The organism is Spirillospora sp. NBC_01491 (genome assembly GCF_036227065.1).
In the GTDB taxonomy this organism is placed as follows: domain Bacteria; phylum Actinomycetota; class Actinomycetes; order Streptosporangiales; family Streptosporangiaceae; genus Spirillospora; species Spirillospora xylanilytica.
Map to the genome: position 1 here is coordinate 1,410,085 of NZ_CP109432.1, position 13,666 is coordinate 1,423,750.

The following is a 13,666-nucleotide window of genomic DNA, read 5'->3' on the forward strand; positions in this document are numbered from 1 at the left end:
GGACGACCATGGAAATCCACTGGCTCGACCGCGCCGACCTGAAGCCGGACAACGGCCTGCGCGCCAAGCGCCTACTGCCGTGGCCCGGGCTGAACGCCCCGTTCGAGGGCTCCTGGTGCGTGGTGCCGCCCGGCGCGGAGTCGGGCGCGCACGGCCACCACGAGTACGAGATCTGGGTGGCGGTGACCGGGCAGGCCGAACTGCTCAGCGAGGGGCGCCGCGAGCCGTTCCGCGCGGGCGACGTCGTGCACTTCCGCCCGGACGTCCGCCACCAGGTCGTCAACGACGGCGACGAGCCGTTCGAGATGTACGCCATCTGGTGGGACGTGGAGATGACCGAGCGGTTCACCGTCCGGCACGGAGAGCGGACATGAGCGGCGCGCCGCACGACGGCGGGCGACCGGCCATCGTGGTCGCCGCCACCCCCACGTCCAACGGTGACCTGCACGTCGGTCACATGGCCGGGCCCTACCTGGCCGGGGACGTCTACAGCCGGTACGTCGCCGCGACCGGACGGCCGGTGATCTACACGACCGTCACCGACGACAGTCAGACCTACGTCCCGACCACCGCGCACCGCCAGGGCGTCGCCCCGGAGCGGCTGGTGGCCGAGTCCACCACGCGCGTCCAGCGGACGCTGACCGCGATGGGCCTGTCGATGGAGGGCCTGCCCCCGATCGACGGGCGCTACCGCGAGACGGTGCTGGAGTTCTTCACCGCGCTGCACGCGGCCGGCCGGCTGCGCCGCCGGACCGTCCGGCTGCCGTACGCCGAACGCTCCGGCACCTACCTCTACGACGGGCTGATGCAGGGATCCTGCCCGTCCTGCCTGACCGGCAGCGCGGGCGGCGTCTGCGAGAGCTGCGGGCATCCCATCAACTACGACGAGCTCGTCGGGCCCCGCGCGACGATGGACCCCGACGAGCCGGTCTCCTACCGCGACGTCGAGATCCTGACGCTGCCCGCCGAGGAGTACCGGGACCGGCTCACCGCCTACTACGCCGAGCGGGAGGGGCACTGGCGGCCCCGTGCCATGCGGCTCGTCCGCGAACTGCTCGCCGGGCCGCTGCCGGACATCCCGATCACCGTGCCCGGGACGTGGGGCATCGCCGTCCCCTTTCCCGAGACGCCCGGGCAGGTCCTGTACCCGTGGGTCGAGGCGATGCCCGCGGTGATCTACGGCACCTGGTGGTCGGCGGCCCGGCGCGGCGCGGCGACCGCGGCGGTCGACGAGCACTGGCGGGCCGAGCACGGAGCGGAGCTGGTCTACTTCCACGGCTTCGACAACGTCTACCACTGGGGCCTGCTGGACCTGGTGATGCTGATGGCGCACGGCGACCGGTACATCACCCCGGAGAGCAACGTCGTCAACGAGTTCTACGATCTGCACGGCGAGAAGTTCTCCACCAGCCGGGGACACCTGATCTGGGTGGCGGACCTGCTGGCCGAGGTCCCCCGGGACCTGGTTCGGTTCTACCTGTCGCTGACGGCGCCGGAGTTCCAGCGGACCGACTTCGGCGTGGCGGCACTGCGCGCGGTGACCGGGCGCCGCCTGGTCGAACCGTGGAACCGCCTGGCGGACGCGCTGCACGACGCGCAGGCCGGCGTCCGCCCCGGGCCCGTCCCGGTCTCGGCGCCCGCGCGGAGCCGCGCCGCCACCATGGCCGGACGGTTCCGGGTCTGCTACGAGCTGCGGTCGTTCAGCGCGGCGCAGGCCGCCGAGACGGTCCTGGCCCACCTGGGCCGGCTCGTCGCGGCGGCGGACTCCGGCGCGGTCCCGCCCGGCGACCTGCTGGTGGAGGCCCGCACGCTGCTGGCCCACGCCGCGCCGATCCTCATCGACGCGGCGGCCGAGGCCACGGCGGCCGGGGTCGACCTGGGCCTGACCGCCGAACCACCGGCGGAGATCGTCCCGTTCACACTGCCGCGGCTGCCGGAGATCGCCGTCCCGGACGGGGACCCGGCCGGCGCCGCCGGACGGACCCCGGTGGGGGTCTAGGAGGAATGCGATGAGGCTGCTGACCATCGAGACCAGCCAGTACCTGGACTACTACCACTCGCGCTACCAGCAGGTGCAGGACCTCGGCGTGGACCTGTACGTGCTCAACGGGGAGGGCACCGAGGACTTCTGGCCGGCCGACCACTACCGGCTGGTCGGGTCCAAGAAGATCGACGACATCGTGGAGACGGCCCGCGGCTGGCACGCCGAGGAGCGGTTCGACGGTGTGATCACCTTCTCCGAGTCCGCGGTGATCACCGTCGCCGCGGTGGCCGAGGCGCTCGGCCTGCCCGGCATCGGGGTGGAGGCGGCGGTGTGCAGCCGCAACAAGTACCTGATGCGGCAGGCGTACGAGCGAGCGGGCGCGCCCATCCCGTCGTACCGCCTGGTGCGGGACCGGGCCGAGGCGCTGCGGGCCGGCGCCGACTTCGGCTACCCCGTCATCCTCAAGCCGACCCTCGGCGCGGGCAGCCACCTGGTGTTCCGGGTGGACTCCGCGGAGGAGATGGCCGAGCGCTACGACCAGGCCGCGGCCGGGATCGAGAACCTGTTCTGGGTGAATTCCGAGGCCGACGGCGTGGACCTGGGGCCGAACGGGCTGCTGGTGGAGTCGTTCCTGTCCGGCCGCGAGTACCTGATGGAGGCGGTCGCCTGGGACGAGGAGGTCTACCTCGGCTCGGTGGTGGACCGGATCACCCAGGAGGGCGGGACCTTCGACGACGACGTCCACCACGCCCCCACCTCGCTGTCCCCCGAGGACGTCGCCCGGGTGCACGCGGTGGTGCGGGCGGGAGCGCACGCCATGGGACTGCGGCGCAGCGTGATGCACGCCGAGGTTCGGTTCCACCAGGGCGAGCCGTACCTGCTGGAGATCGCCTCCCGGGTCGGCGGCGGCGGGCTGGACGCGATCGCGCGGATCACCGCCGACCACGACCCGATCAAGGCGGTGGTCGACATCGGCCGCGGGGTGCGGCCGGACGTGCGCCACTTCCGGCCGACCGGCACGCACGTCACCGCCATGTGCCTGATCAGCGACGAGGGCGTGGTGGAACGGGTGGAGGTGCCGCCGGAGGTCGCCGACTGCGAACGGGCCTTCCTGCTGAAGATCACCGCGCGGCCCGGCGACCACATCCGCCGCCCGCCCAACGGCAACACGATCCTGGGCTTCCTCGGCACCACCGGTGAGTCCCAGGACGACGCGTTCAGCCTGATGAACGAGCTGGCCGACAAGATCAAGGTCACGTTCCGGGGCTGACCCGGCGAAGGAGAGGACCACGTGCCGAACAGGACCGACGCGATCCGGACGGCGGGAACCGACCGCCGCCCCGTCGCCGATCCCCGGCCCAGGCGCACCGCCGCGCCGCGCCGCTACCTGATGTGCCCGCCGACGTACTTCGACGTCACCTACTCGATCAACCCCTGGATGGAACCCGGCAAGCCGGTCGACGCCGGGCTGGCCTTCACGCAGTGGGACCGGCTGCGCAACCTCTACCTCGGGCTGGGCCACCAGGTGGAGCTCATCGACCCGGTGCCCGGTCTGCCCGACATGGTGTTCGCCGCCAACGGCGCGACGGTCGTGAACGGGCGGGTGCTCGCCGCGCGCTTCCGGCACGGCGAGCGGGCCGCCGAGGGGGCCGCCTACGCCGGCTGGTTCCGCGAACACGGCTACCCCGTCCACGAGACACGGCACGTCAACGAGGGCGAGGGCGACCTGCTGGTCACCGGCGACCGCGTCCTGGCGGGCCACGGCTTCCGCACCGACCGGCGCGCGCACGACGAGGCCGCGCGCGTGCTCGGCCTGCCGGTGGTGCCGCTGACCCTGGTCGACCCGCGCTTCTACCACCTGGACACCGCGCTGGCGGTGCTGGACCACGAAGAGATCATGTACTACCCGGCGGCGTTCGGGCCGGAGAGCCGGGCGCTGCTGGCCGAGCTGTACCCGGACGCGATCCTCGCCAACGATTCCGACGCCGAGGTCTTCGGCCTGAACGCCGTCTCCGACGGCCGCCACGTGCTGCTGCCCGAGCAGGCCGCTCATCTGATCGAACGGCTCTCGGAGCGGGGCTTCGTCCCGATCGGGGTGGACCTGGGCGAGCTGCTGAAGTCGGGCGGCAGCACCAAGTGCTGCACGTTGGAGATCCGCGGTCCGGTGGAGGCCCGCGAGGGCGGCGGGAGCCGCACGGGAGGTGCGGCGCGGTGATCGGCTACGACGGACGACGGTTCCGGCCCGTCGAACACGACGCGCACGACCGCGTCGCGCACTACCACCAGGACGGCGACCTGCTGTGGGGCGAGTTCGGCGGCGGCCGGGCCCGGCGCGGCTCGCTGACCGGCCGGTGCTCCCCCGACGGGCGCCTGGAGTTCGCCTACTGCATGGTCCTGGACGACGGCGAGGTGATCTCCGGGTTCTGCCGCAGCGTCCCGACGGTCCGCCCCGACGGCGGCATCGACCTGCGCGAGGAATGGGAGCGGTTCGGCCGGCACTCGGCCCGTGGGGTGTCCCGCCTCACCGAGATCAAGGAGGAGCGATGACGGCGTCCGCCGAGGTCGGCCGGGCCACCGGACGGCCGCGCAGGGGCGGTGTGGTGACCTGGGCGTGCGCGCCGGGCTTCCCGCCCGCGGTGATCTTCCCGTTCACCCCCGCGGAACGGATGGGCACCCGCAACATCTACGAGTTCCAGATGCTGATGTACCGGCCGCTGTACTACTTCGGCAGCCGCGGCACACCCGACGTCGACTACGAGCAGAGCATCGGCGAACCGCCTCGGTGGAGCGCCGACGGACGGACGGTCACCGTCCGGATCAGGCCGTGGAAGTGGTCCAACGGCGAGACCCTGTGCGCCGACAACGTGCTGTTCTGGGTCAACCTCATGAAGGTCAAGGGCTCCCGGTACGGCGAATACGTGCCGGGCTACTTCCCCGACAACTGCACCTCCTACGGCAAGCTCGCCGACGACACCGTCTACTTCACCTTCGACAAGCCGTACTCCAAGAAGTGGGTGCTGATGAACCAGCTCAGCACCATCACGCCGCTGCCGAAGGCGTGGGACCGCACGGCCGAGGGACCCGCGAACGCCTCCGGCGACCCGGCCGACGTGGAGGCGGTGTACGCGTACCTGATCGCCGAACAGGGCGACATGGTCGAGGAGGGCAACGAGCACCGCACCCGCTGGGCCGGCAGCCCGATCTGGAGCGTGGTCAGCGGCCCGTGGCGGCTGAAGAGCTACACGCTCGAGGGCATGGTGACGTTCGTGCCGAACGAGCACTACTCCGGTCCCGACAAGCCGTACCTGGACGAGTTCCGGCAGGTGCCGACGCAGTCCGACGAGCAGCAGTACGAGATGCTCCGGGCGGGGCCGCGCGGCGAGGGCTCGATCCAGGTCGGGTACCTGCCGCTGAGCTTCGCCGCCGAATCCACCACCGACCCCACCAGGGGCGGGGCCAACCCGCTCGGGGACGACTACGACCTGGTGCCGCAGGCGGCGTTCTGCATCCGGTACTTCTGCCTGAACTACAACAACCCGACCGTGGCCGGAAAGATCTTCAAGCAGACCTACTTCCGGCAGGCGCTGCAGCGCACCCTCGACCAGGACACCGCCGTCACCGACATCTACCAGGGCTACGCCTACCGGCAGAACGGCCCGGTGCCGATGGTCCCGCCCACCGACCTGGTCTCCCCGCGGCAGCGCGAGGGCGCCTGGCCGCTGCCGTTCGACGTCGAGAAGGCCCGCGAACTGCTGGAGGCCAACGGCTGGGACACCAGCCGTACCCCCGCCGTCTGCGTGAACCCGGGCACCGGCCCCGGGCAGGCGGGCGAGGGCATCCCGGCGGGCACCGAGCTCAGCCTCGAGATGCGCTACGTCGAGGGGCGGCCCGCGCTGACCCGGCTCATGCGGCGGTACAAGGAGCACGCCGCCGCAGCGGGCATCGAACTGCGGATGGAGGAGGTGTACGGGTCGATCCTGGTCGCCGAGGACGGGCCGTGCGAGCCCGGCCCGGACACCCCCTGCACCTGGGAGCTGACCTGCTGGAACGGGGGCTGGGCCTACCACTACCCCACCGGCGAGATCCTGTTCCGGACCAAGGCGGGCGGCAACTTCGGCTTCTACTCCGACCCGACCACCGACGAACTGATCGAGAAGTCGGTCACCACCGACGACCTCGAGGCGCTGTACGAGTACCAGGACTACATCGCCGAGCAGGTCCCGGTCATCTTCACCCCGAACTTCCCGATCCGGCTGTTCGAGGCGTCCCGCGATCTCGGCGGGTTCGGGCCGGTCAACCCGTTCGGGATGATCAACCCGGAGAAGTGGTACTACCGCGACCGCGACTAGCGACGCGCCAGGCCCGGGGGGCCGGACGCCCGGACGCCGGCCCCCCGGACCCCACCCCGTCCTCGCGAGGACCCCCGAATGACTGCGCCTGCCGGTGAATTCCCGCCCGGAGTGCAGTGAATTCCCGACGATCCCACCGATCAAAGATCTTGGCTTTGTACGTTGGCACCGTGGCACCGCCCCGGCCCGGCGGACGGGGCAGAAGAGAGGCCATGACATGACGACCCGACGACCCCCCGGCCGCACCCCTGCCGGCCCGCTCCAGACCGGCGACGACCGCCCGCTGCTCCTGGTGGTCGCCACGGGCATGCGCACCTACCGGGAGTACCTGCTGCACTCGATCAGCACCCGATTCCGCATCCACCTCTTCCACACCTCCGAACCGACATGGGAGACCGACTACCTGTCCGGCTGGACGGTGGTTCCCAGCACGCTCGACGGCCCGGCCATGGCCGAGCAGGCACGCAAGCTGGACGCGCACGACCCCGTCGACGGCGTGCTCTGCTGGGATGAGGGGCGGATCCTGGCGACCTCCCACATCGCCGAGGCGCTGGGCCTGCGCAACGGCGACCCGAAGGTGATCTGGCGGCTGCGCGACAAGGCGCAGACCCGGGCCGCGCTCGACGCGGCGGGCGTGCCGCAACCGCGTTCGGTCCCGGTCTCCACCCTGGAGCAGGCACTCGCCGCCGCCGACACGGTCGGCTACCCGGCGATCCTCAAGCCCCGCGGGCTGGGTGCGAGCCTGGGCGTCGTACGGGTGGAGGGCCCCGCCGGACTGCGCGCCAACTTCGCCTTCACCCGCGACACCGAGCCCCCCGATCCGGTCGAGTACGCCGGGGACGAACCGATCCTGGTCGAGCACTGCGTCACCGGCGAGGAGATCAGCGTCGACTCCGTGGTGCGCGACGGAGTGGTCGCGCCGCTGTTCATCGCCCGCAAGGTCGTCGGCTACCCGCCGTACGCCGAGGAGGTCGGCCACTTCGTGGACGCCGCCGACCCGCTGCTCGAGGACCCCGCACTGCTGCGGGTCGTCCAGGACACGCACACCGCCCTGGGCTTCGCCGACGGCTGGACACACGCCGAGTTCATGCTGACCGACTCCGGGCCGCAGGTGATCGAGGTGAACGGCCGCCTGGGCGGAGACATGATCCCCTATCTGGGCCTGCTCGCGACCGGGGTGGACCCGGGGCTCGCCGCCGCCGCGGCCGCCTGCGGGCTGCCGCCGGACCTGGAGCCCGACCGCGCCAGGACGTCCGGCATCCGCTTCTTCTATGTCGAACGGGACGACACCGAACTCGCCTCGATCGGCTTCGACGAGTCCCGGCTCCCCGCCGAGATCGAGCGCGCGGTGACGGTGGCCGTGCCCGGGACGGTGGTCTCCCCACCGCCCAAGGGGACGGTCTGGGGGCGGATCGCGTTCGCGATCACTGCCGGGGACTCCGTCGATACCTGCTGCGCCGCCTTGGCGAGCGCGGAGTCCGCACTCGCCTACGAACCGGGCTGACCGCGCCGCCGGCCGGGACGCCGCCACCCGCAAGTCACGACCCGAGAGTGATGTGAAGGCTTATGGCGACCGAGAACATGCCGACTCCCGACCCCGGCGTCTGGTCGACGTTCCGCGACGCGCCGCTCGCGGCGAAGGCGATCCTGATCGGTGTGTTCCTGAGCCGGCTCGGCGGCTTCCTCAACATCTTCATCGTGCTGTTCCTGACCGCGCGCGGATACTCCAGGGAGCAGGCGGCGTTCGCGCTCGGCGTCTACGGCGTCGGCGGCGTGGCCGGGGTGCTGCTCGGCGGGAGCGTGGCCGACCGGCTGGGGGCGCGCAACGCCACCGTGCTGAGCATGGGAGCGACCGCGGTGCTGACCGCCGCGCTGCTGTACCTGCCCGACTACTCGCTGCTGATCGCCGCGATCCTGGTGGTGAGCCTGGCGGCCCAGCTCTACCGGCCCGCGTCGGCGACGCTGATGTCGGAGCTGATCCCTGAGGACCGGCAGGTGATGATCTTCGGGATGTACCGGTTCGGGCTGAACATGGGTGCGATGGTCGCGCCGCTGCTCGGCTTCGGGCTGTACAACCTCGGCGACCACAGCTACACCCTGCTGTTCTGGGGTGAGGGTCTGATCGCGATGGTGTACGCCGCGGTGGCGGTCGTCGCGATCCCCGGCGGGCGCAAGGCCGCGGCCACCGGGCCCGGCGGCGGGGCCGGGAACCCCGGCGACCGCGGCGGAGCCGGGGGGCCGGACAGCGGCGGCGGCTACCCGGCGATGCTGCGCGACCGGCGCTACCTGCTCTTCCTGACCGCCGTTCTGCTCAACGCCATCGTCTACGTGCAGTACCTGTCCACCCTGCCGCTGGACGTCAAGGCCGCGGGCATCAGCATGTTCTGGTACACGCTGGCGGTCTCGCTGAACGGTTTCATCGTGATCGCCTTCGAGTTGCCGCTGACCAAGTTCTCCCAGCGCTGGCCGTTCAAGCTCACGGTGGGCCTGGCGTTCACCCTGGTCGGCCTCGGGGTCGCCGCCTACGGACTGCCGATGGGCGCGGTAGTGATCATCGGCGCGACGCTGCTGTGGACGCTCGGCGAGATCATCGGCGGTCCGGCGGTGTTCGCCTACCCGGCGCTCGCCGGGCCGGACTCGCTGCGCAGCCGCTACATCGGCGGCTTCCAGTTCATGCACGCGCTCGGCACCGCGCTCGGTCCGGTGATCGGCGGCCTGCTGTTCGTCCGGATCGGGCACGGGGTGTGGCCGCTGTTCGCGGTCGCCGGGCTGCTCGCCGCGCTGTTCGGCGTCCTGGCGATCCGCCCGGAGGCGGTCACGCGCGGGAACGCCGCACCCGAGCCGGAACTGGTGGCCGGGGAGAGCTGAATCCATCCCTCGACAGATTGGGACCATCACCATGAAGCAACGCATCGAAGCCGAGCAGTTGATCCCCGGGACCGGCCGGCCGGTCGCGAACGGGGCGGTGATCGTGGAGGACGACCGGATCGCCTACGCCGGTCCCGCCGCGGACGCCCCCGCCTCCCCCGACGCTACCGTGGTCCGCGCCCGCGCGGTCATGCCCGGCATGTGGGACGCGCACGGCCACTTCATGGGCCTGCGCTCGACCGACTTCACCTTCCTCCCCCAGGAGCCGATCGCGCTGCGCGCCGCGCGCATCACCACCGACCTGCGCCGCGCGCTCGACGCGGGCTTCACCTCGGTCCGGGAGACCGGCGGACTGGGCATCCACTTCGTCCAGGCCATCGAGGAGGGCAGCGTCGAGGGACCGAACATCTACGCCGCCGGGACCACGCTGTCCACCACCGGCGGCCACGCCGACCTGCACGGCCTGCCGCGCTCCTGGGTCGTCGACTTCGGCCACATGGGCGGCGAGTTCCGGCTGTGCGACGGGCCCTCCGAATGCGCGCGGGCGGCCCGCGAGCAGTTGCGGCGCAACGCCAAGCTCATCAAGGTCTGCGCCTCGGGCGGCGTGCTGTCGGATGTGGACCACCCGATCCACCAGCAGTTCACCAACGCCGAACTGCGCGCGATCGTCGAGGTCGCGGGCATGGCCGACCGGGTCGTCGCCGCCCACTGCCACGGCAAGCCGGGCATCATGGCCGCGCTGGAGGCGGGGGCCAAGACGATCGAGCACGGCTCGTTCCTGGACGAGGAGGCCGCGGTCGCCATGCGGGAGTCCGGGGCGATCCTGGTCCCCACCCGCACGATCTTCGCCGAGCTGCTGGACCAGGGCCACATGCTGCCCGACTACGCGCTGAAGAAGCTCCAGGCGACGGTGGACCGGCACGGCGAGGCGATCATCCTGGCCCGGGAGGCGGGCGTCACCATCGCGGCGGGCACCGACGTCGCGATGAGCGGTACCGACATGCCCGACTCCTGGGGCAAGAACGGCCGGGAGCTGGAGCTACTGGTCAAGCTGGGATTCGACCCGCTGGAGGCCATCGAGGCCGCCACGGCGCTCGGCCCCACCACCCTCGGCCCGCAGGCGCCCAGGTCGGGCGTCCTCGCCGAGGGGTACGACGCCGACATCCTCACTCTGGACGTGGACCCCCTGGCCGACATCTCGGCGCTCGCGCAGCCAGAGCACATCACCGGCGTCTGGAAGGCCGGTCGCCGGGTCAAGAACCTGGAGGGATGAACGTGAGCGACACCGTACTGCTCGAAGTCCGCCTGTTCACCACCGCGCCCGGGACCCGGGACGAGTTCCACCGGGTCAGCCGCGACGGCACGATCCCGTTGATGCGCAAGTGCGGCATCGACGTCCTCGCGCACGGCCCGGCGCTCAACGACGACGACACCTACTACCTTGTGCGCGCCTTCGAATCCGAGGAGGACAGGGTCGAACGCGGCCAATCGCTCTACACGACGCCCGAATGGCTCAACCAGTACGAAGGCCCCGTCACCGCGATGATGGCGGACCATCGGACCGCCGTGATCCGCGTCCCGCGGGAGGCCGCCGAGGCCCTCACCGCCCCGTGACGGAACCTCGTACTGCCGTCGCGAATGTGCACCTCGTTCTTCACCTTCGACGCCGGGTGAGCGAATATCCGGCAGGCCACGAGCGCGAATCATGCACCGTCTCCGCTACAGGGGAGAAAAACATGCGAAACTTTCGTTTCGGGTTCACCGTGGACTCGCCCGGGTCCCAGCGCGAACTCGCCCAGATCTGCGGCACCGCGGAGGCTTGGGGCTATGACGTCGTCCTCGCGGTCGACCACCTCGGCCCCGAGCGTTCCTCGCCGTTCTCCGTGCTCGTGGCGGCGGCGTATGCCTCGGAGCGGCTACGGGTCGGCACCCACGTGCTCAATATCGGCTACTGGAACCCCTCGATTCTCGCCCGCGAGGTCGCGACGGCAGTGCGGCTGAGTGAGGGGCGGCTGGAACTCGGGATCGGGTCGGGCATCGTCAAAGCACAGTACGACGCAGCGCGGATTCCGTGGCAACCGTTCCAGGAACGGATGGATCGGCTGAACGCGACGATCGACGAGGTCGAGAAGCTCCTGTCCACCGAGCACGGACTCGGCCTCCCGCCGCTCATGGTCGGGGGAAGCAGCGACCGCGCACTCGGCATCGCCGCCGAGCACGCCGACATCGCCAGTTTCGGCGGCCGATACCAGGTCCCCGGTGAACCCCCGGGCACACTCCGATTCGTCACCCCGGCGGAGGCGGACAAGGGCGTGGAGTTCCTGCGCGCCAGGGCCGGTTCCCGGGCCGACGAGATCGAGACGAACAGCTTCATCCTCCACGTCGAGGTGACCGACGACCGCCATGCTGCCGCCGAACGCATCGCGGCCGCACGAGATCCGCACTTCCTCGTCCAAGACGCCCAGCACGCGTTGGAAACGCCGTTCATGCTGCTCGGCACCGAGGAGGAGATCGCGCGTCAGCTCATCGAGGGCCGGGAGCGTTACGGCTTCTCGTACATCACCGTCCGGCGACCGCACATGGAATTGTTCGGCCCGATCATCGAGCGCGTACGACAGCTGGAATGACCGACCGCGATTCGGCCCTCTCGGCCGGATCGTCCCCACGATGGGCCACCGAAAAGGCGAGAGGCTCTGGCGTGACAACGCCAGGGCCTCTACCCATCGGCTCCCGCTTCGCCGTCCGTCCGCGGACAGCCATGGGCAACTGACGGTTTGGGAAAGAGCGGTTCACGGCTTGGATGGGACAGTTCACCGCCCGGCCGCCCGGGTATGCGGCGTCAGGAAGGATACCGGCCGACCGGTATCGCGCTCAGAGGGGAGGCACGCATGTCTCAGGGGCATCCGTCCAACACGATGCGATCGCCTGATCCGGCTCTCGTGCCCCGGCGGGGCCGTCGATCGCGGATAACGGCGATCACGGGACCGCTGGCGGTCTCCGTGGCGGCCGTGGTCACGGTCGCCGGGTGCGGCGGCAGTTCGTACGATTCGTCCAGCCAGAAGATGGCGCCCAAGTCCCCGGCCGCCCCCACCAGCGGCGGCGCGTCCGCTGAAACGATCAAGACGGCGAACGTGGGGCCACTGGGGCAGATCCTGGTCGACGGCGAGGGCCGGACCGTGTACCTGTTCCAGAAGGACAAGGGAAACACGTCGTCCTGCTCCGGGGCGTGCGCGACCGTGTGGCCGCCGGTCACCACCAACGGGAAGCCCCAACCCGGTTCGGGGGCGGACGCGTCGAAACTGGGCACCACCAAGCGGAGTGACGGCACGACAGAGGTCACTTATAGCGGTCATCCTCTCTACTATTACGCGCCCGACGGAAGCAGCAGCGGCAGCGCCAAGGGGCAAGGTCTCAACCAGTTCGGCGCCAAGTGGTACGTGCTGTCCTCGTCCGGTGCTCCAGTGACACAACAGCAACAGGGCGGCGGCGGTGGTGGCTACTGATACGCGCCTTCCTCGGACGGCGCGGTTCCGCCGGATGGTCTTCGGCGTCCCTGTGGCGGCGTTGGCGGTCGCCGGTTGCGCGACCGCGACCAATTCACAGAATCCCGGCCGGATGCAGATCCGCTCGGACCAAGCGCCGCCACTCGGGCAGGTCCTGGTGAACGAGACGGGACGCACGCTGTACCTGTTCGTCGCCGACCCACCGAACCAATCGACCTGTTCAGGGGCATGCGCGAGCATTTGGCCGCCGGCCACCACCCAGGGCCCGCCACGTGCGGCCGGCGGGGCCCAGACGGCCGAGATCACCACGATCGCCCGCTCTGACGGGCCTCGCCAGCTCGTCTACGCGGGCCACCCCTTGTACTACTACCAAGCCGATACCGGACGCGGCGACACCCGCGGCCAGGGCCTCACCCAGTTCGGCGCCGGATGGTACGCCATCTCACCCCAAGGCCAGCAGGTCGCGGGATGAGAGCAGGCGGCGACTCCGGCGTCCAGGGCGATTGACCGCCATGCGATTTCTGCTGCGCTATCTGGGCGTGCTGCTGCTGTTCGGCATCGGCGCGGTCCATCTGTACGAGTACTTCGCCGACCACTATCGCGTTGTCCCGGTCATCGGTGTGCTGTTCGCGATCAATTTCGCCGGCGCGGTGGTGCTGGGGCTCGTCCTGGCCAGCCCGCTGAGTTCCCTGCCCGGCATCGGTTCCGTGCCGATCGCCGGTTGCGCGCCGCAGGCGCTCGTGGCGCTCGGGGCGATCATCTTCGCGTTGGGCACCATCATCGGACTTCTGATCAGTGAGCAGGGCACGCTGTTCGGGTTCCACGAGTACGGCTACCGGACCACCGTCATGCTCGCGCTCGGCTTGGAGTCCGGTGCCGTGGTCGTGCTCGCCGGCTTTCTGGCACTCGAAATGCGCCGGCTGCGGACGCGTCCGACCTATAGAACCAGCCTCTAGGGCGAT

The 13,666-nt window shown here is 70.7% G+C and carries 14 protein-coding genes; all 14 read left to right on the forward strand.

The window, feature by feature from the left end:
* The first annotated feature begins 8 nt into the window (after positions 1-8).
* Positions 9-374: a cupin domain-containing protein gene (locus OHA34_RS06790; RefSeq protein WP_285940251.1), complete on the forward strand. Its 366-nt coding sequence runs from the start codon at positions 9-11 to the stop codon at positions 372-374.
* Positions 371-1,999, forward strand: coding sequence for a class I tRNA ligase family protein (locus OHA34_RS06795; RefSeq protein WP_329521001.1), 1,629 nt, complete (start codon positions 371-373; stop codon positions 1,997-1,999). The genes OHA34_RS06790 and OHA34_RS06795 overlap by 4 nt, the downstream gene beginning before the upstream one ends.
* A gap of 10 nt (positions 2,000-2,009) precedes the next feature.
* On the forward strand, positions 2,010-3,254 hold the full coding sequence (locus OHA34_RS06800) for an ATP-grasp domain-containing protein (RefSeq protein WP_285940253.1): 1,245 nt from the start codon (positions 2,010-2,012) through the stop codon (positions 3,252-3,254).
* A 21-nt stretch (positions 3,255-3,275) separates the two neighbouring features.
* Positions 3,276-4,199: a dimethylargininase gene (gene ddaH / locus OHA34_RS06805; protein ID WP_443029618.1), complete on the forward strand. Its 924-nt coding sequence runs from the start codon at positions 3,276-3,278 to the stop codon at positions 4,197-4,199.
* Positions 4,196-4,531, forward strand: a complete 336-nt coding sequence (locus OHA34_RS06810; protein ID WP_285940254.1) for a hypothetical protein — start codon at positions 4,196-4,198, stop codon at positions 4,529-4,531. The genes ddaH and OHA34_RS06810 overlap by 4 nt, the downstream gene beginning before the upstream one ends.
* Positions 4,528-6,333, forward strand: a complete 1,806-nt coding sequence (locus OHA34_RS06815) for an ABC transporter substrate-binding protein (protein WP_329521002.1) — start codon at positions 4,528-4,530, stop codon at positions 6,331-6,333. The genes OHA34_RS06810 and OHA34_RS06815 overlap by 4 nt, the downstream gene beginning before the upstream one ends.
* 217 nt (positions 6,334-6,550) lie before the next feature.
* Positions 6,551-7,837 (forward strand): ATP-grasp domain-containing protein, encoded by a 1,287-nt coding sequence (locus OHA34_RS06820; RefSeq protein WP_329521003.1) that lies wholly within the window; start codon positions 6,551-6,553, stop codon positions 7,835-7,837.
* Positions 7,838-7,899: 62 nt separating this feature from the next.
* Positions 7,900-9,201, forward strand: coding sequence for an MFS transporter (locus OHA34_RS06825; RefSeq protein WP_329521004.1), 1,302 nt, complete (start codon positions 7,900-7,902; stop codon positions 9,199-9,201).
* Positions 9,202-9,232: 31 nt separating this feature from the next.
* Positions 9,233-10,474, forward strand: coding sequence for a metal-dependent hydrolase family protein (locus OHA34_RS06830; protein WP_285940258.1), 1,242 nt, complete (start codon positions 9,233-9,235; stop codon positions 10,472-10,474).
* Between the two features lie 2 nt (positions 10,475-10,476).
* Entirely contained in the window at positions 10,477-10,815 is a 339-nt protein-coding gene (locus OHA34_RS06835; RefSeq protein WP_329521005.1) for a hypothetical protein, read from the forward strand.
* A gap of 56 nt (positions 10,816-10,871) precedes the next feature.
* Positions 10,872-11,828, forward strand: a complete 957-nt coding sequence (locus OHA34_RS06840; RefSeq protein ID WP_329521006.1) for a TIGR03621 family F420-dependent LLM class oxidoreductase — start codon at positions 10,872-10,874, stop codon at positions 11,826-11,828.
* Between the two features lie 372 nt (positions 11,829-12,200).
* On the forward strand, positions 12,201-12,704 hold the full coding sequence (locus tag OHA34_RS06845; RefSeq protein ID WP_285940261.1) for a COG4315 family predicted lipoprotein: 504 nt from the start codon (positions 12,201-12,203) through the stop codon (positions 12,702-12,704).
* 34 nt (positions 12,705-12,738) lie between these two features.
* Positions 12,739-13,176 carry a COG4315 family predicted lipoprotein gene (locus OHA34_RS06850; protein WP_329521007.1) on the forward strand — a complete coding sequence of 146 codons (438 nt, stop codon included), beginning with the start codon at positions 12,739-12,741 and terminating at the stop codon, positions 13,174-13,176.
* Between the two features lie 40 nt (positions 13,177-13,216).
* The gene (locus tag OHA34_RS06855; protein ID WP_329521008.1) at positions 13,217-13,660 is read left to right on the forward strand and encodes a hypothetical protein; all 444 of its coding nucleotides are present in this window, start codon (positions 13,217-13,219) and stop codon (positions 13,658-13,660) included.
* Positions 13,661-13,666: the final 6 nt, after the last annotated feature.